21 protein-coding genes are annotated in these 22,365 nt (G+C 59.7%); 12 read left to right on the plus strand and 9 right to left on the minus strand.

The window, feature by feature from the left end; genetic code table 11:
* Positions 1 to 39 precede the first annotated feature (39 nt).
* From AMM41_RS12555 to gcl, 5 genes are all read right to left on the minus strand, one after another.
* The gene (locus AMM41_RS12555; RefSeq protein WP_089958766.1) at positions 40 to 468 is read right to left on the minus strand and encodes a fibronectin type III domain-containing protein; all 429 of its coding nucleotides are present in this window, start codon (positions 466 to 468) and stop codon (positions 40 to 42) included.
* A gap of 171 nt (positions 469 to 639) precedes the next feature.
* The gene (locus tag AMM41_RS12560; protein ID WP_228769258.1) at positions 640 to 2,007 is read right to left on the minus strand and encodes a glycerate kinase type-2 family protein; all 1,368 of its coding nucleotides are present in this window, start codon (positions 2,005 to 2,007) and stop codon (positions 640 to 642) included.
* On the minus strand, positions 2,004 to 2,945 hold the full coding sequence (locus tag AMM41_RS12565) for a 2-hydroxy-3-oxopropionate reductase (protein WP_089958770.1): 942 nt from the start codon (positions 2,943 to 2,945) through the stop codon (positions 2,004 to 2,006). Before AMM41_RS12565 ends, AMM41_RS12560 begins: the two co-directional genes overlap by 4 nt.
* Before the next feature lie 30 nt (positions 2,946 to 2,975).
* Complete coding sequence (hyi, locus tag AMM41_RS12570) at positions 2,976 to 3,800, minus strand: hydroxypyruvate isomerase (RefSeq protein ID WP_089959101.1); 825 nt, start codon at positions 3,798 to 3,800, stop codon at positions 2,976 to 2,978.
* 82 nt (positions 3,801 to 3,882) lie between these two features.
* Complete coding sequence (gcl, locus tag AMM41_RS12575; protein WP_089958774.1) at positions 3,883 to 5,673, minus strand: glyoxylate carboligase; 1,791 nt, start codon at positions 5,671 to 5,673, stop codon at positions 3,883 to 3,885.
* Positions 5,674 to 5,797: 124 nt separating this feature from the next.
* Between gcl and AMM41_RS12580 the strand changes: the two genes are divergently transcribed.
* A complete protein-coding gene (locus tag AMM41_RS12580; RefSeq protein WP_089958778.1) occupies positions 5,798 to 6,706 on the plus strand; it encodes a LysR family transcriptional regulator in 909 nt (302 codons plus the stop codon).
* A gap of 75 nt (positions 6,707 to 6,781) precedes the next feature.
* Here the strand turns inward: AMM41_RS12580 and AMM41_RS12585 are convergent, their stop codons facing one another.
* A complete protein-coding gene (locus tag AMM41_RS12585) occupies positions 6,782 to 7,771 on the minus strand; it encodes a Bug family tripartite tricarboxylate transporter substrate binding protein (protein ID WP_089959105.1) in 990 nt (329 codons plus the stop codon).
* 81 nt (positions 7,772 to 7,852) lie between these two features.
* Positions 7,853 to 8,917, minus strand: coding sequence for a tartrate dehydrogenase (locus tag AMM41_RS12590; RefSeq protein ID WP_089958781.1), 1,065 nt, complete (start codon positions 8,915 to 8,917; stop codon positions 7,853 to 7,855).
* Between the two features lie 99 nt (positions 8,918 to 9,016).
* Between AMM41_RS12590 and AMM41_RS12595 the strand changes: the two genes are divergently transcribed.
* Positions 9,017 to 9,928, plus strand: a complete 912-nt coding sequence (locus AMM41_RS12595) for a LysR family transcriptional regulator (RefSeq protein WP_089959110.1) — start codon at positions 9,017 to 9,019, stop codon at positions 9,926 to 9,928.
* Positions 9,929 to 9,996: 68 nt separating this feature from the next.
* Here AMM41_RS12595 and AMM41_RS12600 read toward each other — a convergent pair whose 3' ends face one another.
* Positions 9,997 to 11,088: a substrate-binding domain-containing protein gene (locus AMM41_RS12600; RefSeq protein WP_228769265.1), complete on the minus strand. Its 1,092-nt coding sequence runs from the start codon at positions 11,086 to 11,088 to the stop codon at positions 9,997 to 9,999.
* 328 nt (positions 11,089 to 11,416) lie between these two features.
* Between AMM41_RS12600 and AMM41_RS12605 the strand changes: the two genes are divergently transcribed.
* From AMM41_RS12605 to AMM41_RS12635, 7 genes are read left to right on the plus strand one after another with little or no spacing between them, the layout of a single operon-like run.
* Positions 11,417 to 11,884, plus strand: a complete 468-nt coding sequence (locus AMM41_RS12605) for a (2Fe-2S)-binding protein (protein WP_089959120.1) — start codon at positions 11,417 to 11,419, stop codon at positions 11,882 to 11,884.
* Between the two features lie 11 nt (positions 11,885 to 11,895).
* On the plus strand, positions 11,896 to 14,277 hold the full coding sequence (locus tag AMM41_RS12610) for a xanthine dehydrogenase family protein molybdopterin-binding subunit (RefSeq protein ID WP_089958788.1): 2,382 nt from the start codon (positions 11,896 to 11,898) through the stop codon (positions 14,275 to 14,277).
* 11 nt (positions 14,278 to 14,288) lie between these two features.
* On the plus strand, positions 14,289 to 15,080 hold the full coding sequence (locus tag AMM41_RS12615; protein WP_089958791.1) for an FAD binding domain-containing protein: 792 nt from the start codon (positions 14,289 to 14,291) through the stop codon (positions 15,078 to 15,080).
* Positions 15,073 to 15,984 carry an AAA family ATPase gene (locus AMM41_RS12620; protein ID WP_089958794.1) on the plus strand — a complete coding sequence of 304 codons (912 nt, stop codon included), beginning with the start codon at positions 15,073 to 15,075 and terminating at the stop codon, positions 15,982 to 15,984. Before AMM41_RS12615 ends, AMM41_RS12620 begins: the two co-directional genes overlap by 8 nt.
* A 4-nt stretch (positions 15,985 to 15,988) precedes the next feature.
* Entirely contained in the window at positions 15,989 to 17,206 is a 1,218-nt protein-coding gene (locus AMM41_RS12625; protein ID WP_089958799.1) for a vWA domain-containing protein, read from the plus strand.
* A complete protein-coding gene (locus AMM41_RS12630; RefSeq protein WP_089958804.1) occupies positions 17,197 to 17,766 on the plus strand; it encodes a CoxG family protein in 570 nt (189 codons plus the stop codon). Before AMM41_RS12625 ends, AMM41_RS12630 begins: the two co-directional genes overlap by 10 nt.
* 16 nt (positions 17,767 to 17,782) lie before the next feature.
* On the plus strand, positions 17,783 to 18,859 hold the full coding sequence (locus AMM41_RS12635) for an XdhC family protein (RefSeq protein ID WP_089958807.1): 1,077 nt from the start codon (positions 17,783 to 17,785) through the stop codon (positions 18,857 to 18,859).
* A gap of 42 nt (positions 18,860 to 18,901) precedes the next feature.
* Here AMM41_RS12635 and AMM41_RS12640 read toward each other — a convergent pair whose 3' ends face one another.
* On the minus strand, positions 18,902 to 19,672 hold the full coding sequence (locus AMM41_RS12640; RefSeq protein ID WP_089958811.1) for a TOBE domain-containing protein: 771 nt from the start codon (positions 19,670 to 19,672) through the stop codon (positions 18,902 to 18,904).
* A 134-nt stretch (positions 19,673 to 19,806) separates the two neighbouring features.
* Between AMM41_RS12640 and modA the strand changes: the two genes are divergently transcribed.
* From modA to modC, 3 genes are read left to right on the plus strand one after another with little or no spacing between them, the layout of a single operon-like run.
* The gene (modA, locus tag AMM41_RS12645; protein WP_228769266.1) at positions 19,807 to 20,547 is read left to right on the plus strand and encodes a molybdate ABC transporter substrate-binding protein; all 741 of its coding nucleotides are present in this window, start codon (positions 19,807 to 19,809) and stop codon (positions 20,545 to 20,547) included.
* The gene (gene modB, locus AMM41_RS12650) at positions 20,544 to 21,233 is read left to right on the plus strand and encodes a molybdate ABC transporter permease subunit (protein WP_089958820.1); all 690 of its coding nucleotides are present in this window, start codon (positions 20,544 to 20,546) and stop codon (positions 21,231 to 21,233) included. Before modA ends, modB begins: the two co-directional genes overlap by 4 nt.
* Positions 21,230 to 22,315 carry a molybdenum ABC transporter ATP-binding protein gene (gene modC, locus AMM41_RS12655; RefSeq protein ID WP_089958824.1) on the plus strand — a complete coding sequence of 362 codons (1,086 nt, stop codon included), beginning with the start codon at positions 21,230 to 21,232 and terminating at the stop codon, positions 22,313 to 22,315. Before modB ends, modC begins: the two co-directional genes overlap by 4 nt.
* Positions 22,316 to 22,365: the final 50 nt, after the last annotated feature.

The following is a 22,365-nucleotide window of genomic DNA, read 5'->3' on the forward strand; positions in this document are numbered from 1 at the left end:
GTGGCCCAGCCGCCGACAACCCTTCCCCGGCGAGATGGATCACAGCCCTGCCAGGGACACGCTCACCGACGCAGACGAAGGACTGGTGCCTGCGCTGTTGCTGGCGCTGACCGAGCAGACGTAAGAAGCACCTCGGGTCAGCCCCGTGACGGTGACAGGGCTGCTGGCAGACTCGCCAAACCACAGAACGACGGGACTGGTGGCCGCAGCACCCAGGGGCACTTCAAGGGCTTCGGCGCAGGTGGCTTTGTAGCCGGTGATGGCAGCACCCCCGTCAGATGCGGGGGGTGTGACATCCAAACGAACACGGCCGCTGGCACGGTCTGGCGTGGCGGCGTACACGGTGGGTGCACCAGGAACACCCACGGTTGCCTGGCCTGAGCCCCCACCACCACAGGCAGACAAAACCATCACCACACAGCTTGCGCCCATGATTTGAGCGCCACGACGAAAAACTTGAAAGATCATGAAAACCCTGACTTGTATCCCTGACACACGTTTAAAAAAAACGACCAAGGAATTCTAAATAGGATTGACTTTTGATCTGTTTTTGTATTTTTAAGAAAACAATCATAAGCCGTCATTGAAGCATTAACCAAGCAAACCTAGCCCATCAGCGCCTCAACCCATCGACCTGCATCACAGCACCAGCATGGCCCTGAAGTCATTCACATTGGTGTGTGTGGGTCCGGTGATGACCAGATCGCCCAAGGGTTCAAAGAAACCATAGGCATCGTTGCGCTGCAGGTGCTCGTCCACCTTGTGGCCCAGCGCCAGGGCGCGGGCCAGCGTGTCGGGGCCCACTTGCGCCCCGGCGTTGTCTTCAATGCCGTCAATACCGTCGGTGTCGGCCGCCAGCGCCCACACGCCGTTTTGACCTTGCAAGGCCTCTGCCAGCCCCATGCAAAACTCGCCCGCCCGGCCACCGCGCCCTTTGGGCGTGTCAGCGGTCTGAGGTTTGATCGTCACGGTGGTTTCGCCCCCGCTCAGAATCACGCAGGGTTTTTGGAAAGGCCCAAGGCCTTTTGCCGCCGCGCGGGCCAGCGCCGCGTGCACCTTGCCTACTTCGCGCGACTCGCCCTCAATCTCGTCGCTCAGAATGTAGGCGTTCAGCCCCATGGCACGAGCAGCGGCAGCTGCGGCCTCCAGCGACTGCTGGGGCGTGGCGATCATGTGCACACTGTGCCCCGCAAACACCGGCGAGCCGGGCTTGGGTGTTTCCCAAACACCCGACTGCAAAGCCTGCAGCACCGAGTCGGGCACGTTGATGGCGTAGCGTTGCAAAATGGCCAGCGCGTCGGCGCAACTGGTGGCATCGGGCACGGTGGGGCCGCTGGCGATGATGGACGGGTCATCGCCCGGCACGTCGCTGATGGTGAGCGTGACCACCCGCGCAGGGCTACAGGCCGCCGCCAGACGCCCGCCTTTGATGCGCGAGAGGTGCTTGCGCAAGCAGTTCATCTCGGAAATATTGGCCCCACTGGCCAGCAGCTGGCGGTTGATGTCTTGCTTGAGCTGCAAATCGATGCCCTCGGCAGGCAGGGTCAGCAGCGACGAGCCGCCGCCCGAGATCAGGCACAGCACCAGGTCGTCGGCCGTCAAGCCTTGCGTCAATTCCAAAATGCGCTCGGCGGCTTGCAAACCCGCTGCATCAGGCACGGGGTGCGCGGCCTCCAACACCTCGATGCGCTCGGGCAATCCCGCCGGGCGAGGTGGTGTGTGGCCATAGCGCGTGACCACCAGGCCCGACAGCGGCGCATCTGCTGGCCACAGGGCCTCCACCGCCTGCGCCATCGCACCCCCGGCTTTGCCAGCACCGAGCACCAGGGTGCGGCCCTTCGCAGGATCTGGGGGGGTGGGCAAATGGGCGGCGGTGTTGTGCAGGGGCAAGGCGCGTTGCACGGCCACGTCGTAGAGGTGGCGCAAACAAAACAAAGGCGATTCGTTGGCGTCGGGCAGCGCAACTGGGCCAGCGCCGCGCGTGTTGGAGTCTGTCGGTTCAATCATGCAACAATGTTAACGTCCTTGGCCGCGATGTCGTGCCCTGTCATGATTTCCAAACTGCGGCACAAGGCCGAGTGATCCAGTCCGGCCAGGCCGTGTGCAGCGCATACCTGCATGAGTTGTGCTGCGCTGGCCGTGTGCGGCAAGGACAGCCCCATCTCTCGGGCGGCTTGCAGAGCCAGGCCCAGGTCTTTTTGGTGCAGGGCGATCCGAAAACCCGGCTGAAAACTGCGCTTGACCATGCGTTCACCGTGCACTTCCAAAATTCGACTGGCGGCAAAGCCACCCATCAGGGCCTGGCGTACCTTGGCGGGATCAGCCCCAGCCTTGCTGGCAAACAAAAGCGCTTCAGCCACCGCCTCGATGTTGAGCGCCACGATGATCTGGTTGGCCACTTTGGTGGTCTGCCCGTCACCGTGTCCACCCACATGGGTGATGTTCTTGCCCAAGCTTTCAAACAGGGGACGGGCACGCTCAAAGCTGTGCGCAAGCCCCCCCACCATGATGGTCAAACTGGCGGCTTTGGCCCCCACCTCGCCCCCCGAGACCGGCGCATCCAGGTGCTCAGCGCCCAGCGCGTGAATGCGCTTGGCCATAACTTGGGTAGCCATCGGACTGATGGAGCTCATGTCGATCACCAATTTGGGCCGGCCATCGCTGCCCTGTGCTGTCCCCTTTAGCCCCGCTGCCACTCCGCGCTCACCCAGCAACACGTCCTGCACGTTAGGCGTATCGGGCAGCATGGTGATGATCACATCGGCCCGCTTGGCCACCTCTTCGGCGCTGGTACACACGGTGGCGCCACCGTCCACCAGGTCTTGGGGCAGCTTGCTGCGTGTTTGCACAAACATCATGTGCCCCGCTTTAAGCAAATTCAGGGCCATGGGCGCACCCATGATGCCCAGGCCAATAAAGCCGACTTTCAGGCCACTTTTTGTCATCTTGTTTCCTTGTTTAAATCGGTTGACATCTCAAGTCATGGCTGAGCAAACAGCGCCGCTGGGCGTACCTTGGCGTACAGGCAGCCAACCCAGACCAGCTTCGGTGCCGCCCGGCTGGGGGTTACGGGGTTTGTATTCACAGCCGACCCAGCCGCTGTAGCCGATCTCGTCAAGCCAGTTGAAGAGGTGTTGGTAATTGATCTCGCCCGTGCCCGGCTCGTGTCGCCCGGGGGTGTCGGCGATCTGCACGTGGGCAATGCGGGACAGGTGCTTATGCAAGCTCGCTGACAATTCACCTTCCATGCGCTGCGCGTGGTAGATGTCGTATTGCAGGTACAGGTTGTCCGAGCCCACCTCGTCCATGATCTGCAAGGCCTGCGCCGTGCGGTTGACAAAAAAGCCGGGAATGTCGAAGGTGTTGATCGGCTCCATCAAGAGCCGCACGCCTTTGCGGCCCAGCGTGGCCGCGGCCTGGCGCAAATTGCGCACCAGCGTGGCCTGGGCCTGGTCAGTGTCCACACCTACCGGCAAGATGCCCGCCAGGCAGTTGATCTGCGGCGTGCCCAGCACCCGGGCATAGTCCAGCGCCTGGTTCAGCCCTTCGCAAAACTCCACCACCCGATCGGGGTGGCACGCGATGCCGCGCTCGCCCGACGCCCAATGGCCCGCAGGCAGGTTGTGCAGCACCAGTTTCAGGCCACTGTCCTGGAGGGCTTTGGCCACCTCTTCGGCCGGGTGGTCGTAGGGGAACAAAAACTCCACCCCCTCAAAACCGGCGCGGGCCGCACGGTCAAAGCGGTCCAGAAAAGGCAGTTCGGTGAAAAGCATCGACAAGTTGGCTGAAAAACGGGGCACGGACAATCTCCTGAATAAATCAAAACGGCTCCTGCAGCATCCATGGGCGCGGGAGGATCAAGGCACGCGGATCAGGCACGGCTCATTCGAGCAGACCCGCTAACTCCAGGCCCTTCAAACCTTCGGGGTGGCGGCAGTCCACCGCTTCGAATTCGTTGATGCGGTCGATCTCAGTGCCCATGGCCACATTGGTCACTTTTTCCAGAATCACCTCCACCACCACCGGCACCCGGAACTGCCGCGCCATGGCTTGGGCCTGCACCAAGGCATCGCCAATTTTTTCGGGATCGGTCACACGCAGTGCCTTGCAACCCAGACCCTGCACCACCGCATGGTGGTCCACGCCAAAGCCCTTCAAGGCCGGGTCGTCCACGTTCTGGTTGTCAAACGCCAACTGCACGCAGTAGTCCATGTCGAACTGGCGCTGCGCCTGCCGGATCAAACCCAAATAGCTGTTGTTGACCAACACATGCACATAAGGCAGGCCAAATTGCGCCCCCACGGCCAACTCTTCGATCAAGAACTGGAAGTCGTAGTCACCCGACAGGCCCACCACCGTGCGGGTGGGGTCCGAGGCCACCACGCCCAGCGCCGCCGGAATCGTCCAGCCCAAAGGCCCGGCCTGACCGCAGTTGATCCATTGGCGCGGCCCGAACACCTTCAGAAACTGCGCCCCGGCGATCTGCGACAGGCCAATGGTGCTGACGTACACCGCGTCACGCCCAAAGGCCTTGTTCATCTCTTCGTACACCCGCATCGGTTTGATCGGAATCTCCGTGTAATGGGTCTTGCGCAACATCAGGTGTTTGCGTTCGGCACAGCGCTCAGCCCAGTCGGCGTAATCACGCAAGGTGCCCGCCGCACGCCGCTCACGCGCCGCCTGCACAAACAATTGCAGCGCCGCCTTGGCGTCCGAGACGATGCCGTAATCAGGCATGAACACACGGCCAATCTGGGTGGGCTCGATGTCCACATGCACAAAGCGGCGGCCCTGGGTGTAGACATCCACCGAGCCGGTGTGCCGGTTGGCCCAGCGGTTGCCGATGCCCAGCACAAAGTCGCTGGCCAGCATCGTGGCGTTGCCATAACGGTGGCTGGTTTGCAGCCCACACATGCCCGCCATCAAGGGGTGGTCATCGGGGATGCTGCCCCAGCCCATGAGCGTGGGGATGACCGGCACGCCCGTGATCTCGGCCAGCTCGACCAGCAAGTCGCTGGCGTCGGCGTTGATGATGCCGCCACCGGCCACGATCAAGGGCTTGTCGGCGCTCATCAGCATGTCCAGCGCTTTGTGGATCTGGGCCAAGCTGGCGGCGGGTTTGTACACCGGCAGCGGCGTGTAAGTGTCGATGTCGAACTCGATCTCAGCCAGTTGCACATCGATGGGCAAATCGATCAGCACAGGGCCGGGGCGACCCGAGCGCATGAGGTGAAAGGCTTGCTGGAAAGTCCAAGGCACCTGCGCCGGCTCGCGCACCGTCACCGCCCACTTGGTCACCGGCTTGGCAATGCTCTCGATGTCCACGGCCTGAAAGTCTTCTTTGTACAAACGCGCTCGGGGGGCCTGACCGGTGATGCACAAGATCGGAATGCTGTCGGCCATGGCCGAATACAGGCCCGTGATCATGTCGGTCCCGGCCGGTCCTGAAGTGCCAATGCACACACCGATTTGGCCGGCACGGGCTCGGGTGTAACCCTCGGCCATGTGCGAGGCCCCCTCAACGTGCCTTGCCAACACATGGGAAATCTGCCCACGCTTGCGCAAGGCGGCGTACAAGGGATTGATGGCGGCCCCCGGCACACCAAAGGCCTGTGAAATGCCTTCTTTTTCCATCACACAAAGTGCGGCTTCGACAGCGGTCATGCGGGTCATCGGGTTTCCTTTTGCAAAGTTGAATCAAACTGGGCTTGATGCTATTGATCGACAAAGCGTTTGGGAATTGCATTGCAGATACTTTCATTCGATACTCTGCGTATCGGATTAACCGGAGTTCGCGATGGACCGCTTCAAGGAAATAGACGCTTTTGTGCAGGTGATGGCCCACGGCAGCCTGGCCGCTGCAGCACTGGCCGAGGGTGTGACGCCGGTCATGATGGGGCGGCGTCTGGACGCGCTGGAGCAACGCTTGGGCACGCAACTGGTGATCCGCACCACCCGCCGCCTGACGCTGACCGACCAGGGTGCCAGCTACCTGGACGAATGCCATCAGCTACTGGCACGCTGGGAAGAGGCCGAGAAAGCCGTGTCCTCGCAACACCAACGCGCCAGTGGCCACCTGATTGTTTCGGCACCTGCAGCGTTCGGTCGTTTGCATGTGGCACCACACGCGAGCGCCTTCCTCAAAGCCAACCCGCAGGTGCAAATTTCTTTCAACCTGACCGACCGCGTGGTCGATCTGGTGCGCGAAGGCTACGACCTTGGCCTGCGAATCGGCGGGCAGATTGACCCGAACTTTGTGGCCATCCACTTGGCCAACAACCAGCGCGTCGTATGCGGCACACCTGCTTATTTCAAAAAACGCGGCAAGCCCAAGACCCTGGAAGATCTGCGCCAGCACAACTGCCTGGCTTTCAATCTACAAGGTGGGCAGCAACGCGGGTGGTACTTTCACAAAGATGGCAAAACCGTGACCGTCAAGGTGGAGGGCAACTTGGACTGCAATGATGGTGAATTGCTGCACCGCTGGGTCAGCGAAGGCTTGGGTCTGGGCTGGCGCTCCACTTGGGAAATCCAGAAACAACTGCAAAGCGGCGAACTGGTCAAGGTGCTGGACGAATTTGCATTGCCCGCCTACGACATCCTCGCCGTCTATCCGCAGCAAAAACACCTGCCTGCCAAGGTGCGATTTTTCATCGAGCACCTCAAGAAAACATATGCCCAGCCAGGATATTGGCTCAAGCCCTGATTCGCCACCTGCTCGCTTCTGGTTCAACGCCTGCTGCAATGTGGCAAGCATTGAACTGCATGGGTCTGCGAAAAATCAATCCGCGTAAACGCCCGCCGCCTTGATCACAGGCGCCCACTTGGCAACCTCAGCCAGCACAAAGGCCTTGTGCCCTGCCGGATCGTTGCGGGCGTCGTTGATGACCGAGGCACCACCAGCGTCTTGCTTGCGGATGAAATCCGGGTCTTTGACGGCCACCTTCAGGGCGTCATTGAGCTTTTTGAGCACCGCAGCGGGCGTGCCCTTGGGGGCATACAGGCCTTGCCAGATCGTGACGGTGAAATCCTTGAGACCGGCTTCACGCATGGTGGGCATGTCCTTGAGCACGGGCGAGGACAAACGCGCTGGCGTGGTCACGGCAAATGACTTGACCTTCTTGCCCTCGATCTGCGGGATCGTGGTCGTGGTCTGGTCGCACATCAAATCCACCTGGCCGCCGATCAGGTCGGTCATGGCGGGGGCTGTGCCTTTGTAGGGCACCGAGGTCATGTCCACCTTGAGCGTGGACTGGAACAACATGCCGCACAGGTGCGAGGCTGAACCGGGGCCTGCGTTGGCGATGTTGATCTTGCCCTTGTTGCCCTGAATCCAGGTGACCAACTCACCCATGGTGTTGACGGGCAAACTGGGGCGGCCAATCAGGTTCATCGGGTTTTCGCTGACCAAACCGATGTACTCAAAGTCTTTTTCCACGTTGTAAGGCAAGTTGCGGAAAAAAGTCGGCAAGGTCGCTTGCGCAATGTGCGTGAACAAGAGCGTGTAGCCGTCGGCAGAGGCCTTGGCCACTTTGTTGGCCCCAATCGAGCCTGAAGCACCGGCCGAGTTGTCGATCACGATGCTGTGCCCGCCCATGGCCTTGCTCATGGCCTGGGCCAGGTCGCGTGCGGCTTTGTCGGTCGGCCCGCCTGCGGCATAAGGCAGCACGAAGGTGATGGACTTGTTCGATGCGGGGTAGTCTTGTGCGAAGGCGTTCGCAGACAAGAGCAAGGCACAAGCTACGGACACGGGCAAAAATGGGAAGCGCATGGTCAAACCTTTCAAAGAGAGGGGGATCAAGATTCATTGATCAGGAAAAGGACAGACTGCATCCAGCCCTGCATCATGACTTCAAGCCAGGGCTTTGCATACAGCCTGGGTGACATCGGCGGTCAGGGCTTTCCCGCCCAAGTCACCGGTGTGCAGGGCCGGATTGGCCGTCACGCTTTCGATGACCGCCATCAGGCGCTGGGCGGCGGCCGGCTCGCCAATGTGCTCGAGCAGCATGACCACCGACCAGAAAGTGCCCACAGGGTTGGCCAAGCCCTTGCCCATGATGTCAAAGGCCGAGCCGTGGATGGGCTCGAACATACTGGGGTAACGGCGCTCGGGGTCGATGTTGCCCGTGGGCGCAATGCCCAAGCTGCCCGCCAGCGCAGCGGCCAGATCGCTCAGGATGTCGGCATGCAAATTGGTGGCGACCAGGGTGTCCAGTGTGGCCGGGCGGTTGACCATGCGGGCGGTCGCTGCATCGACCAGTTCTTTGTCCCACTTCACATCGGGAAACTCTTTGGAGACCTGTACAGCGATCTCGTCCCACATGACCATGGCGTGGCGCTGCGCGTTGCTTTTGGTCACCACCGTCAGCAGCTTGCGGGGGCGTGACTGCGCCAGCTTGAAGGCGTAGCGCAAGATGCGCTCCACACCTGCGCGGGTCATGATGGACACGTCGGTGGCCGCCTCAATCGGGTGGCCTTGGTGCACACGGCCGCCCACGCCCGAATATTCGCCCTCGGAGTTTTCGCGCACGATGACCCAGTCCAGGTCTTGGGGTGTGCAGCGCTTGAGCGGTGCATCGATGCCGGGCAGGATGCGCGTGGGGCGCACGTTGGCGTATTGGTCAAAGCCCTGGCAAATTTTCAGGCGCAGGCCCCACAGCGTGATGTGGTCCGGAATGTCCGGGTCACCGGCCGAGCCAAACAAAATCGCGTCTTTGTCACGCAAGGCGTCCAGGCCATCGGCGGGCATCATCACGCCGTGCTGGCGGTAGTAGTCGCCACCCCAGCCAAAGTTTTCAAACTCGAAAGCAAACGTGCCACAGGCTTGCGCCAAGGCCTGCATGACTTGCTGGCCTGCGGGGATGACTTCTTTGCCAATGCCGTCTCCGGGGATGGTGGCGATGCGGTAGGTTTTCATGTGAATGCGGGAGGGGTGTTGAAAGGTGCAGACATTCTGGAGCCGGAACAGATCAACAAACACCCTAAAATTCAAGCCATTGTTAACCTGATATCAACAATGGAACCACGCCTGCAAGCGGCCGATCTCGGCTTTTTTTCTGCACTGGCCATGGCGGGCAGCCTGAGCGCCGCTGCGCGTGAGCTGCGCATCACCACGGCCGCCGTGAGCAAGCGCCTGTCGCACATGGAGTCGCGCCTGGGTGTTCCACTGGTCAACCGCACCACCCGCCGCATGAGCCTGACGGTGGAAGGCGAAACCATGCTGCGCCACGCCCGCAACATCCTGGCCGAGATGGCCGATCTGGAACAGCAGTTGGGCACCAGCCGCTCCACGCCCAGCGGCCTGCTGCGCATCAACGCCACGCTGGGCTTTGGGCGCAGCCACATCGGCCCGCTGATCAGCCGCTTTGCCCGGCAATACCCGCAAGTCGATGCACAGCTGCAGCTGTCGGTGGACCCGCCAGCGCTCACCGACGACGCGTTTGACGTGTGCATCCGCTTTGGCCCGCCGCCCGACACCCGCGTCATTGCACGCAAGATCGCCGACAACCAGCGCCTGCTGTGTGCATCGCCCGCCTACCTCCAGGCGCATGGCGAGCCCAAAACTCCGGCCGAGCTGGCCCGGCACAACTTCATCAGCATCCGCCAAGGGGGCGAAGCCTATGGCGTGGTCAAACTCACACGCGGCAAACAAGGCCCCACCGAGACCATCAAAACCCGCGGCAACCTGACCACCAACGACGGCAGCATCGCGGTGCAATGGGCGCTCGATGGCCACGGCCTCTTGCTGCGGGCCGAATGGGACATCCGCCAGCACCTGGCCAAGGGCCAGCTGGTGCAAGTGCTGCCGCAGCACCACACACCCGATGCCGACATTTATGCGGTCTACCCCGCGCAGCACAAATCGGCGGCGCGGGTGCGGGCGTTTGTGGACTTTGTGGCCGAGGCGTTCAGGCCCGCCAGGCCTTGAGGGATCAAGGCCTGATTTTTTCTGGACGCAGTTTTTGTGTCCATGTCGCTTCACTCAAGTCGGAGGCTTCATCGATTTGGCCACCAAGGCAGGCATTGTTTGAGCGATTGAATTTGCCCAGCTTCATCATGCAGGCGGTAGCCGGTTTGTTGCCCCAGCACTTGCTGCCATTCGGGACTTTGCAACACTTGCCGTAAAGCGATCACGGCCGGGTTGTTCAAGGCCGATTTCAGGCACACGAGCCAGTAGTTCTCTTGGGTCAGGGGCACAAAATCCAGTTTTTGGGCTTGTGCAGCGGATGCAATGCCCAGCCCCAAATCAGCGTGACCCGAGGCGATGCGGGTGGCCACGGCAGAGTGTGAGGGCTCCTCGTTGTCGTAGCCAGTGGGCAAGCTTGCAGGCTTGTGGGTTTGCAGCCATTGGTCCAAAAGCAGACGGGTGCCGGTGCCCAGTGTCCGGTTGACCAAACGCAGGTCTGCCCGCGTCAGGTCGTGCCAGCCCGAGATGTTCTTGGGGTTTCCTGGGGCCACCATCCAGCCTTGCTCACGGGTGGCAAATCCGATCAGTTTGTGGTGCCCTGTTTTCAGCAAAGGCTTGTATGTGCGGGCCGTCAAGGTGCTGGCATCGGGTTGCAAAGGGGCATGAAACCCTGCGACGGTGCAGCGGCCTTCGTTCAAAGCGCGGATTGCATCCACGCTGCCACAAAAGCGCATGTCCAAGTGCAGGGATTGCCGGGCACTGTGTTCCCTGAGTTTGACCAGCGCATCGTCGTGGCTGGCATAGACCGTCAACAAATGGCTGCCAGGGTCAAAAGCCACGGCAAAGGTTTTTTCCAGTTCGGCCTGCAAAGCGCTGATCTGGGGGACCAGCCTGGCTTGGGCTTGGCGCTCGGCCCACAGCAGCTTGTCGGCAAATTCCGTCAGGCGGGCGGCTTGGCCTTTTTCCCAAAGAATCAATGGCTGGCCGAGCACTTGTTCCCAGCGCTTGAGTTCGCCCCAGACATGGCGATAGGACAAATCCAAAACGCGGGCAGCGCCCGCAATGGAGCCGGTTGCCCGCACGGCTTGCAGCATGTCCATCAAAGGATTGCGCAGGGGGCTGATTTGGTCACGCTGCTGCGCCTGCGCTTGATGCGGGGTCCAGCTGTAAGAGAGGTTGATGTGTTGCACGGGCAGAAGTGTGCCTCATTGCGAACGGTGACAGTCCATCGCGTGCCCGGGCTGTATGCAACGCATTTCATAGCGGATATCCCTGAGCCAAAAATGAGCTTTTGGCCCTTAGGATGACTGCACAAACAAGAACACCTTGTCAGACCATTTCCAGACGGTTGTGCTGTGGCTCGCCTCCCTGCGGTCCTGCTTTGCGGGTCGTGAGCACAACGGTTGAAGATCGGCCTGAAACTGAATGCACGCCAAGGACTTGGGTCCTCGGGATCTGGGGTGTTTGTGCGTTGAAATGAAAAGTGAAACCCTCAAAAAGGAGACAGGAATGCAGGTTCAACTCAAGGTCAACGGCAAGGCCGTTGCGGTGGAGGCAGCGCCCCATACTTTGCTGGTGCAAGCATTGCGCGAGCATCTCAAACTCACGGGCACACATGTGGGCTGCGACACGGCCCAATGTGGTGCCTGTACCGTTCTCATGAATGGCCGGGCCGTCAAGTCCTGCAACATGCTGTTGGCGCAAGCTGCTGGCTCCGAGGTCGAAACCATCGAAGGCCTTGCGGCGGCCGATGGCACCATGCACCCCATGCAAGCAGCCTTCAAGGAGTGCCATGGATTGCAATGCGGTTTTTGCACCCCAGGCATGGTCATGAGTGCACTGGATTTGTGCAAACGTCAACCAAATGCGGGTGAACACGAAGTCCGTGAGGCGCTGGAAGGCAATATTTGCCGCTGCACCGGTTATCAAAACATTGTCAAGTCCGTGCTGCAGGGTGCAGCGGCCATGAAATCTTAAGGAGATCGAACATGGGTGCTTCCGATTTCGCCAACCTGCCCCACATTGGGGAATCCCTCCGCCGCAAAGAGGACTACCGTTTCCTGACCGGGGCGGGCCAGTACACCGACGACATCGTGCTGGCCAATATGGCCCAGTGCTACTTTGTCCGTTCGCCCCACGCACACGCCAAAATCCGCAGCATCGATAAATCGGCGGCTCTGGCAGCGCCGGGTGTCATCGGTATTTTGGATGGCCAGGACGTGGCCGCTGACAAGATCAATGGTTTGCCTTGCGGCTGGTTGATCACCAGCACCAACGGCGAACCCATGAAAGAGCCGCCACACCCCATTTTGGCCTTCGAAAAAGTGCGTTATGTGGGCGACCACGTCGCCATGGTCGTGGCAGAAACCTACGAACAAGCCCGCAATGCCGCCGAATTGGTGGTGGTGGATTACGAACCCTTGGCTGCGGTGGTGGATGTGCGTGATGCGCAAGCCCCGGGTGCGCCAGTGATTCACGACATTGCCTCCAACAACCAGTGCTACAAATGGGCCATTGGTGACAAGGCGACCGTCGATGCCACATTTGCCAATGCTGCGCATGTGACCAAGCTTGACTTGGTCAACAACCGTTTGGCCCCCAACCCCATGGAGCCGCGTGCGGCCATCGGGCACTACAACCGGGCCGGTGACGATTACACCCTGTATGTCTCCAACCAGAACCCGCACGTCGAGCGATTGCTTTTGACGGCATTTGTGATGGGCCTGCCCGAACACAAAGTTCGTGTGATTGCGCCCGATGTGGGCGGCGGTTTTGGTGCCAAGATTTATCTGTACGCAGAAGATGTGTGCCTGACTTGGGCCTCCAAAAAGCTCAACCGCCCCATCAAGTGGAACTGCGACCGTTCTGAAGCGTTCCTGTCTGACGCCCATGGCCGTGACCACGTCAGCCATGCAGAGTTGGCCATGGACAAGGATGGCAAGTTCTTGGGTTTCCGCGTCCACACCGATGCCAACCTGGGCGCGTACCTGTCGACGTTCTCAACGGCCGTTCCGACCATCCTTTACGCCACATTGCTGGCCGGTCAGTACAAAACGCCACAGGTCTATGTGGAGGTCGACGCATGGTTCACCAACACAGCGCCCGTGGATGCCTACCGAGGCGCTGGTCGACCCGAGGCGACCTACTTGCTGGAGCGCATCGTGTCTCGCGCGGCTTGGGAAATGGGTCTGTCTCAAGACGAAATTCGCCGTCGCAACTTCATCACCGAGTTCCCCTACCAGACACCGGTTGCCTTGCAGTACGACACCGGTGACTTCCACGCCTGCATGAAACAAGCCAATGAATTGGCCGATGTGGCGGGCCTTGAGCAACGCAAAGCGCAATCCAAAGCCAAAGGCTTGTTGCGTGGTTTGGGTTATTCCAGCTACATCGAGGCTTGCGGCCTGGCCCCTTCCAATGTGGCTGGTGCTCTGGGTGCGCGTGCAGGCTTGTTTGAGTGCGGTGAAGTGCGTGTGCATCCCACGGGCAGCGTGACCGTTTTCACCGGTTCGCACAGCCACGGCCAAGGCCACGAAACCACGTTTGCACAGGTGGTGGCCGCTCGCTTGGGCCTCTCGCCCGAGCAAGTGGACATCGTGCACGGAGACACGGGCCGGGTGCCCTTTGGCATGGGCACTTATGGTTCGCGCTCCATCTCGGTGGGCGGTGCAGCCATCATGCGGGCGTTGGACAAAATTGAGGCCAAAGCCAAGAAAATTGCGGCGCACCTGATGGAAGCCAGCGATGCCGATGTGGACTTTGCCGGTGGTGAATTCAAGGTCAAGGGCACGGACAAAATGGTCACATTTGGCCAAGTGGCCCTGACCGCCTATGTGCCCCACAACTACCCGCTGGACAAGTTGGAGCCCGGTCTCAATGAAACAGCCTTCTATGACCCGACCAACTTCACCTTCCCGGCCGGCACCTACATTTGCGAGGTCGAAGTCGATCCGGCCACAGGCCAAGTTCGTGTGGACCGGTTCACTGCGGTGGATGACTTTGGCACCATCATCAACCCGATGATTGTGGAAGGCCAGGTCCACGGTGGCTTGGTTCAGGGCATCGGTCAAGCGCTGCTGGAGCACTGCGTGTACGACCGCGAAACCGGGCAACTGGTCACAGGTTCGTTCATGGACTACGCCATGCCCCGCGCCGACGATTTCCCTTCCTTCACGATTGGCCATGTGTGCACGCCTTGCACCACCAACCCTTTGGGCACCAAAGGTTGCGGTGAAGCCGGTGCCATCGGCTCGCCGCCTGCGGTGATGAACGCTGTGCTCGACGCCTTGGCCCCCCTGGGCGTGAAAGACCTGGACATGCCCGCCAGCCCGAACCGGGTATGGACCGCCATTCAACAAGCCAAAGCCTGAGGAACCACAACATGTACGCATTCGCATACGAACGTCCCGCCGCATTGGCAGACGCACTGGCCAAAATCTCTGCCGGAGGTCAAGCTCTGGCAGGGGGCCAAACCCTGATCGCCTCCCTCAAGCAGCGCCTGGCCCAGCCCGGCAGTTTGGTTGACTTGGCAGGTGTCGGTGAACTGAGCGGGATCAAAAAAGAAGGCAACACATTGGTCATTGGTGCCATGACACGCCATGAGTTTGTGGCCGACAGCGCCGAAGTGAAAGCCTCGATCCCGGGATTGGCCGCACTGGCGGGCCAAATCGGTGACCGCCAAGTCCGTGCCATGGGCACCATGGGCGGATCGGTGGCCAACAACGACCCCGCAGCTTGCTACCCCAGCGCCGTTTTGGCATTGGGTGCCACAGTGCAAACGAACAAGCGAAAAATCGCGGCTGACGATTTCTTTCAGGGCATGTACACCACGGCGCTGGAAGAAGGTGAATTGATCACCGCGATTCATTTCCCTGTGCCCCAAAAAGCGGCCTATGCCAAGTTCCGCCAAGCAGCTTCGCGCTTTGCCCTGGTGGGCGTGTTTGTGGCACAAACCGATCAAGGCGTTCGCGTGGCCATCACCGGTGCGGGCAATGGCGTGTTTCGCCATGCTGGCTTGGAAGCGGCCTTGTCGAAAAGCTTCACGGCCGAGGCTGTCGAAGGTGTGTCGATTGATGCGAATGAACTCAATGGCGACTTGCATGCCAGCGCTGCGTTCCGTGCCCAATTGATCAAGGTGCAAACACAGCGGGCGGTGCAACAAGCCAATGCGTGAAACCATTCACGATTTTGTGAGCATCGATGCATTGACCCACGCCCTGGAGGGTGTGGGTTATCACGCGCCTCGTCGTCTGGCGACATCGGTCTTTTTGGCCATGAAGCTCAAAAGGCCTTTGTTGCTCGAAGGCGAACCCGGTGTTGGCAAAACAGAATTGGCCAAAGCACTGGCCAAGGTGTTGGGGCGGCCCATGCTGCGCCTGCAGTGTTACGACGGCATGGAGCAGCGCGAAGCCTTGTACGAGTGGAACCATACAGCGCAGCTGCTGCACATGCGTGCGGCGCAAGCCACCCACACCGTGGCCGAAATCGAGCAAGAGGTCTATCAAGAGCGCTACCTGATTCGTCGGCCTTTGTTGCAGGCCCTGCAAGCGCCGGCTCCGGGTGCCGTTTTGCTGATCGATGAGGTCGACCGTGCCGATGAACCGTTTGAGGCCTTCTTGCTGGAATACCTTGGCGAATACCAAGTGAGCATTCCAGAGCTGGGCACGATCAAGGCCCAAGTGGCACCGATCACCATCCTCACCAGCAACCGCACGCGCGACCTGAACGATGCCGTGAAACGGCGTTGTCTTTACCAGTGGTTGGATTACCCTGAGCGTGAACGGGAACTGGCCATTGTGCAAAGTCAAGTGCCTGAGGCCGCACCGATGTTGACCGAAGCCGTCACACAATTTGTGTCTCGGCTGCGTGCGATGCCATTTGCCAATGCATTCCAGCGCTCCCCGGGCATCGCCGAGAGTGTGGAATGGGCCAAGGCACTGGTGGCACTGGACACGCTGGAGCTTGACCCGGAAGTGATCCAGGACACGGCCGGTATCTTGTTCAAGCAGCGTGAGGATGTGGCAGCTTTGATCCCCATGATCGACGAGCTTTTGCGACCTGAGCCGCAGTCGGCTTGATGCCATGAAACTGGGTGACGCCCGAAGTGGCAAACTGCCTCAGAACATCGTGGGCTTGGGTCGGGCCTTGCGGCGAGCGGGTGTGCCCATTGACAGCCAAGGCATGGCGCTGGCCATTGAAGCGGCCAGCATCGTGGGTCTTGAACGAAAAGACGATCTGCACGCAGCACTTGGCACGGTTTTGATCCATCGTCAGCAGGACATGGAGGTCTTTGACCAGTTGTTTTCGGCCTTATTCAGAAACCCCGAACTGGCCCAGCAACTGTTGGCGCAAATGTTGCCCAAGGTGCGTCAAGGTCAGCCCCCATCACGCAAAGCCAGGGTGCAAGAAGCCTTGGCTGCCACCTCCAAAAAAGAAGGCGGCCCACGCCAAGAAAGTGAAATCCAACTGGATGCGGCCATGACCGCCAGTGACCGCCATCGCCTGCAGCATGCCGATTTCGCGACACTGAACGCCAGTGAGTTCCGCCTGATTGAACGCTTGGTTCGCGACATTCCCTTGTCTTTGGCACCGGTGCCCGGTCGCCGCACACGCGCTGGCACACGCGGCCAACGCCCCCATTGGCCTGCCGCCATGCAGCAAGCAGGTCGCTCAGAGGGAGAATTGTTGTGGCTGCCTCAACGGGCGCGTCGCCCGCAGGTTTTGCCCTTGCTGGTGCTGGTCGACATCTCGGGATCGATGGAACGCTATGCCCGATTGCTTTTGGCCTTCTTGCACCAGGCCACCCGGGCCCACCCGCGCTCTGTTTTTGCCTTTGGCACTGACCTGTCTGACCTGCGTCCTGCTTTCAAGCACAAAGACACCGATCGCATGCTGGAGGAGGCCAACACACGGATCTCTGATTTCGCCGGTGGCACCCGCTTGGGCGCGTCCTTGACCACTTTGCGCGAGCGTCATGCGCGGTGTCTGGTCGGGCGCAGAACCATGGTGCTGCTCATCAGCGATGGCTTGGACACAGGCGCACCGGAACAATTGCAGTCTGAAGTGCAGTGGCTCAAAAGGCATTGCCGCCAACTGTTTTGGCTCAATCCCCTCTTGCGCTTTGATGGCTACGCGCCGCTGGCCAGCGGTGCACAAGTCTTGCATCAACACGCAGATGGCATGCTGGCTGTTCACAATCTCAGCAAACTTGAAGACCTTGCACAAGCCATCAGCAAGCTCATGAAACGTTCAAGCCATTCCCCCATTTCATTTGACAGGAGAAACTCATCATGGACATGACTGGACAACGCACCTTACAAGTGACGCAGCAGCAAGCCTGGGAGGCGCTGAATGACCCCGACATACTGAAGGCCTGCATTCCCGGCTGTCAAAGATTCGAGCCCTCGGGTGATCAAAAATTCGCCGTCGCAGCAGGCATCAAAATGGGTCCGGTCTCGGCCATGTTCAATGGCAGTGTCCAGCTCACGGACATCGTGGCCCCCCAAAGTTACAAACTCAACTTCGATGCCCAAGGTGGGGTGGCCGGTTTTGGCAAAGGGGAGTCTTCCGTCGAAATCAAGCCACTGGAAAAGGGCTGCGAATTGCATTACACCGTGCACTCCTCGGTGGGTGGAAAAATCGCACAGTTGGGCCAACGCTTGATCGATGGCGTGGCCAAAAACATGGCCGAAGACTTTTTCAAACGGTTTGAAGCTGAACTCGAAAAACGCTACCCGCCCGCCGAAGAACCGGTTCCCCAAGAATCTGCGCCTGCACAGACATCCGCTGGCGTGCCTGTTTGGATGTGGGCTGCGGGCGCAGCTGTTGCCCTGGCCGTGGTGGTCATGGTGACCCGCTGATTGACAGCCCCAGACGATGGAAAATCTCGACCTCATGGTGTTGAACCAGCTGTTGGGCTGGCGTGCAAAGGGCCAAAAAGCCTTGTTGGCCACTGTGGTGCGAACATGGGGCTCTTCACCTCGCCCCGTGGGCTCCATCATGGCGCTTTGTGAAACCGGGTCCGTGGTGGGCTCGGTTTCTGGTGGTTGCATCGAAGACGATCTGATTTATCGCTACAAGCGCATCAGTCAGCCGACCGCTGCCCATCCCTCAGAAAATCTGACACATGACATCCCAGACAGTCCCCCTGAGCGGGTGACCTACGGTGTCAGCGCTGATGAAGCGCACCGTTTTGGTTTGCCCTGTGGCGGAACGCTAGAGCTTGTGCTCGAATTCAATCCCGAAGTGGCTGAACTCCAACAACTGGTGGACATGCTCACCCAAGGTCAAATGGTGCATCGGCGCACCGACATGTCAACCGGAAAGGTGACCTTGTTGCGGGCGTTGCAACCCCAAGCGTTGAGCGACGATGGCAAGAACCTTTGCAATTGTTTCGGCCCTGAATACCGCATGTTGCTGATTGGTGCCGGTCAATTGACGGAATACTTGGCGACGATGGCCTTGTTTTGCGGCTTTGCAGTGACGGTCTGTGATCCCCGCGAAGAGTACCGCAGTGGCTGGCAGGTGGCCGGGGTGACTCTGCTGTCTGACATGCCCGACGATGTGGTCAAAGCCTTCCACGTCGACAAACGCACTTGCGTGATTGCTTTGACACACGACCCCAAACTGGATGATCTGGCCTTGTTGGAAGCTTTGAGCTGCGATGCACTGTACGTTGGCGCGATTGGCTCTCGACGCAACGATGAGGCCAGGCGCTCACGCATGGTTGAACACTTTGATCAAACTCAGGAAAGTCTTGCGCCACTACGCGGACCGATTGGCATTTTCATTGGCAGCAAAACACCGCCTGAAATTGCAGTCAGCGTGATGGCGGAAGTGCTGGCCGTGAAAAATGCGGTGCCACTGCCACGCGATATGCAGGTGGGGCCCGCCAAAGAACAACTGCTGCCCAGCCCTCGATCAGAAGCTGTTTGCTTTTTGCCTGAAACATAGCCTGGTGTTTTGATTTCTTCCTTTCCTGACGAATTCAAAACATCACCCTGCAAGCCCGATCACCACCGCATTGGGCTCTAGAGCGGCCATCGCGTTTTGCCGAAGTTTGAGGGGTGACTCGGCATCAGCGAACCCCACCAGGACCAATCCTGGCGTGAGTTGCAATGAGACCTCTAGCCCTGCAGCACCCGTTCCTCGGCGCACCACTTTGCCACGCAGCAGATTGACTTCGCCAGCGCCCACGATGGTGGGTGCCACCGTCACGGCAGTGGCCTTGAACATGGCCAACACCTTCTGCCCGGGTTGAAGACTCAGCAGTTGCAGACTCTCCAGCGTGATTTTCGACGTCAATCCTTGCCCATCGGGCAGTTCCAGAACGACGGTTGCTGCGCCTCTTGACGCACGTATGTCCTGAACCTGACACGGCATCTGGTTGCGCATGCTGGTTCGAAGGCCCATGCCAGCGATACCGCGCAGATTCAGTCCCAAGCCGTCGGCAGAGCGAACAAATTGTGCGAGCGCATTTTCGCGAGCCGAACTCAGCAGGTCAGCGGCCTCCAACACCTGAAGGCCGGCAGGCGTGAGTTTGGCACCTCCCCCGCCCGAACCGCCCACGGCTTTCTCCACCAGAGGAACCCCGGCCAGATTACTCAGCGTCTCAAGGGCTTGCCAAGCCGCTTTGTAGCTCACGCCATTGGCTCGTGCAGCCTCAGAAATGGACCCCGCATGGTGCATGGATCTCAACACTTCCAGGCGCTTGTCTACAGCAGGGGCTCCCAGGACGTCGTCAAATTGAATTTTTGGAGCAGACATGCTCAGTCCCTCAAGGTGATGGCACCGCTATTCATATGTAGAATAACGAAACGCAATTGATTTCATATTTTCCCATAGCGAAGGGCATCATGAAAAAACAAGAATGGGGGCGACTCGTGATCGCCCTGATCGCAATGGTCATCCCTGTGACCCTTCTGGCCGCCGAAGCCAGTGTGGCGGTCGCGGCGAACTTTACGGCCCCCATGAAGCGGATCGCGCAAGACTTTGAGCGTGACACAGGCCACAAGCTGACATTGGCATTTGGGGCCACAGGCCTGTTCTACACGCAAATCCGGAATGGTGCGCCGTTTTCGATCCTGCTGTCGGCCGACGACACGACGCCTCTCAAACTGGAGAAGGAAGGGCTGGGGGTGCCAGGCGCGCGGTTCACCTATGCCATTGGCAAGTTGGTCTTGTGGAGCAAAAAGCCGGGATTCGTCGATGCCCATGGGGAGGTGCTTCGCAGCGGGCGGTTCGACAAAATCGCCATCTCCAACCCCAAACTTGCTCCTTATGGCGCAGCGGCCATCGCGGCACTGGACAAGATGGGCTTGCGCGAGCGCATCGCACCCAAGATCGCAGAGGGGTCCAACATCACCCAGACCTTCCAATTCGTCTCGTCTGAGAATGCGCAACTGGGATTCATCGCCCTGTCTCAGGTTTACGAAAACGGCAGGATCAAGGAAGGCTCTGGGTGGGTGGTGCCATCTTCCATGCATGCCCCGATCCAGCAGGATGCTGTTTTGCTGAACCCAGGCAAGGACAATGCCGCTGCCGCCGCACTCCTCCAATACCTCCAGGGTGATCAGGCCAAGGCGGTCATCCGTTCATTCGGGTACGAACTTCAATCATCCATGAAGCCCTCAAGCCAATGAACGGTGCCCTCACCCCTGAAGCTTGGCAGGCCATCGGTTTGACGCTCAAACTGGCAGCGCTGTCCTCGGCTTTGCTGATGTTGATCGCCACGCCACTGGCCTGGTGGTTGTCCCAGACACCGTCGCGCTGGCGCTCCCCGATCAGCGCCTTGGTCATGCTCCCCTTGGTGTTGCCGCCTACCGTGCTGGGGTTTTACATCTTGGTGCTGCTGGGTCCACACGGTTGGGTGGGACAGCTCACACAAGCGGTGGGTTGGGGCCTTCTGTCATTTTCATTCACCGGACTGCTGATCGGCTCGATCATCTTTTCTCTGCCCTTTGCGGTGCAGCCCATTCAGTCTGCATTTGAAGCCATGGGCACAAGACCCATGGAGGTTGCAGCCACACTGCGGGCCAGACCCATCGACGCCTTTTTTTCAGTGGCGCTGCCATTGGCCAAGCCCGGTCTGTTGACCGCGACTGTGCTGAGCTTTGCGCACACGGTTGGCGAGTTTGGGGTGGTGCTGATGATCGGCGGCAACATTCCGGGGCAAACCCGCGTGGTGTCCACACAAATCTACGGCCATGTTGAAGCGATGGAATATGCCCAAGCTCATGGCTTGGCTGCGGGCATGGTCGTCTTTTCATTTGCCGTTTTGATCACATTGGCGCGACTGAAAAGACGCAGTGACAAAGTCCTGTCATGACCACTTCACCCCAGCTTCGCATCCAAGTTCAGCTCGACCGCAGCGACTTCGCACTGAAGGTGGACCTCACCCTGCCAGTCAACGGCATCACGGTCTTGTTTGGGCCGTCTGGTTCAGGCAAAACCACCCTGTTGCGCTGTGTGGCCGGTTTGGAGAAGGCCCAGGGTCTCATCTCATTCGGCCATGAAATATGGCAAGACAGTGAAAAACGACTTTTCAAGCCCACCTGGCAGCGTCAAATGGGTTATGTCTTTCAGGAAGCCAGCCTTTTTGAACACCTGAATGTCAAGCAAAACCTGCACTTTGGTCTGCGCAGGGCTGGTAAAACCAAACAAACGCAGGTTCTTGACGCGGCATTGGAGCTGCTGGGCATTGGCCACCTGCTCGAGCGTGGCGTCACCACGCTGTCAGGCGGTGAGCGTCAGCGTGTGGCAATCGCCAGGGCCTTGGCCACACAACCTCAGCTGCTCTTGCTGGACGAACCGCTGGCCTCACTGGATGTCGCTCGGCGCAAAGAAGTCTTGCCCTGGCTGGAGAGGTTGCACGCAGAACTGAAGATCCCGATGCTGTATGTCACCCACTCGGTGGACGAACTCGCTCGCTTGGCCGATCAAGTGGTCATGCTCGATGGTGGCAACGTCCGATCTTGCGCACCGATGACCGAAGCCATGGTGTCGCAGGACATGGCCCTGGCCATCGGCGAAGAGGCGGGTATGGTGACCTTGGGCCGGGTCATGGAGCGCAACCCAGAGGACCACATGGCACAAATTCAATGGGATGGCGGAATCCTTTGGGTGCGCGACCAGGGCGTTGCAGTGGGTCAAACCGTTCGTGTCCGCATCCTGGCCCGCGATGTCAGCCTTGCACTTTCCAATCACGAGGACTCCACCATACAAAACCGTCTGCAGGGCCTCATCGAATCGATAGATTCAGACGCCCATCCTTCGCAAGTTGTCGTGCGCGTGCGTTGCGGTCAAGCATTGATTCTTGGACGTGTCACACGCAGATCGCTGCGCCATCTGGCGCTTCGACAAGGTGCTTCGGTTTGGTGCCAGGTGAAATCCGTCGCACTCATTGTCTGAGGCAAAGTCGGGTTCAACCCACACAACGCCGACTCGATGGATGGCCACTG

The sequence above is a fragment of the Limnohabitans sp. 2KL-3 genome, from assembly GCF_001269405.1.
In the GTDB taxonomy this organism is placed as follows: domain Bacteria; phylum Pseudomonadota; class Gammaproteobacteria; order Burkholderiales; family Burkholderiaceae_C; genus Limnohabitans_A.

Bases quoted from the DNA above. Each gene is read 5' to 3' on its own strand.
- AMM41_RS12555 (WP_089958766.1), bottom strand. From the start codon at position 468: ATGATCTTTCAAGTTTTTCGTCGTGGCGCTCAAATCATGGGCGCAAGC.
- AMM41_RS12560 (WP_228769258.1), bottom strand. From the start codon at position 2,007: ATGATTGAACCGACAGACTCCAACACGCGCGGCGCTGGCCCAGTTGCG.
- AMM41_RS12565 (WP_089958770.1), bottom strand. From the start codon at position 2,945: ATGACAAAAAGTGGCCTGAAAGTCGGCTTTATTGGCCTGGGCATCATG.
- gcl (WP_089958774.1), bottom strand. From the start codon at position 5,673: ATGACCCGCATGACCGCTGTCGAAGCCGCACTTTGTGTGATGGAAAAA.
- AMM41_RS12580 (WP_089958778.1), top strand. From the start codon at position 5,798: ATGGACCGCTTCAAGGAAATAGACGCTTTTGTGCAGGTGATGGCCCAC.
- AMM41_RS12585 (WP_089959105.1), bottom strand. From the start codon at position 7,771: ATGCGCTTCCCATTTTTGCCCGTGTCCGTAGCTTGTGCCTTGCTCTTG.
- AMM41_RS12590 (WP_089958781.1), bottom strand. From the start codon at position 8,917: ATGAAAACCTACCGCATCGCCACCATCCCCGGAGACGGCATTGGCAAA.
- AMM41_RS12595 (WP_089959110.1), top strand. From the start codon at position 9,017: ATGGAACCACGCCTGCAAGCGGCCGATCTCGGCTTTTTTTCTGCACTG.
- AMM41_RS12605 (WP_089959120.1), top strand. From the start codon at position 11,417: ATGCAGGTTCAACTCAAGGTCAACGGCAAGGCCGTTGCGGTGGAGGCA.
- AMM41_RS12610 (WP_089958788.1), top strand. From the start codon at position 11,896: ATGGGTGCTTCCGATTTCGCCAACCTGCCCCACATTGGGGAATCCCTC.
- AMM41_RS12615 (WP_089958791.1), top strand. From the start codon at position 14,289: ATGTACGCATTCGCATACGAACGTCCCGCCGCATTGGCAGACGCACTG.
- AMM41_RS12620 (WP_089958794.1), top strand. From the start codon at position 15,073: ATGCGTGAAACCATTCACGATTTTGTGAGCATCGATGCATTGACCCAC.
- AMM41_RS12625 (WP_089958799.1), top strand. From the start codon at position 15,989: ATGAAACTGGGTGACGCCCGAAGTGGCAAACTGCCTCAGAACATCGTG.
- AMM41_RS12630 (WP_089958804.1), top strand. From the start codon at position 17,197: ATGGACATGACTGGACAACGCACCTTACAAGTGACGCAGCAGCAAGCC.
- AMM41_RS12635 (WP_089958807.1), top strand. From the start codon at position 17,783: ATGGAAAATCTCGACCTCATGGTGTTGAACCAGCTGTTGGGCTGGCGT.
- AMM41_RS12640 (WP_089958811.1), bottom strand. From the start codon at position 19,672: ATGTCTGCTCCAAAAATTCAATTTGACGACGTCCTGGGAGCCCCTGCT.
- modA (WP_228769266.1), top strand. From the start codon at position 19,807: ATGGTCATCCCTGTGACCCTTCTGGCCGCCGAAGCCAGTGTGGCGGTC.
- modB (WP_089958820.1), top strand. From the start codon at position 20,544: ATGAACGGTGCCCTCACCCCTGAAGCTTGGCAGGCCATCGGTTTGACG.
- modC (WP_089958824.1), top strand. From the start codon at position 21,230: ATGACCACTTCACCCCAGCTTCGCATCCAAGTTCAGCTCGACCGCAGC.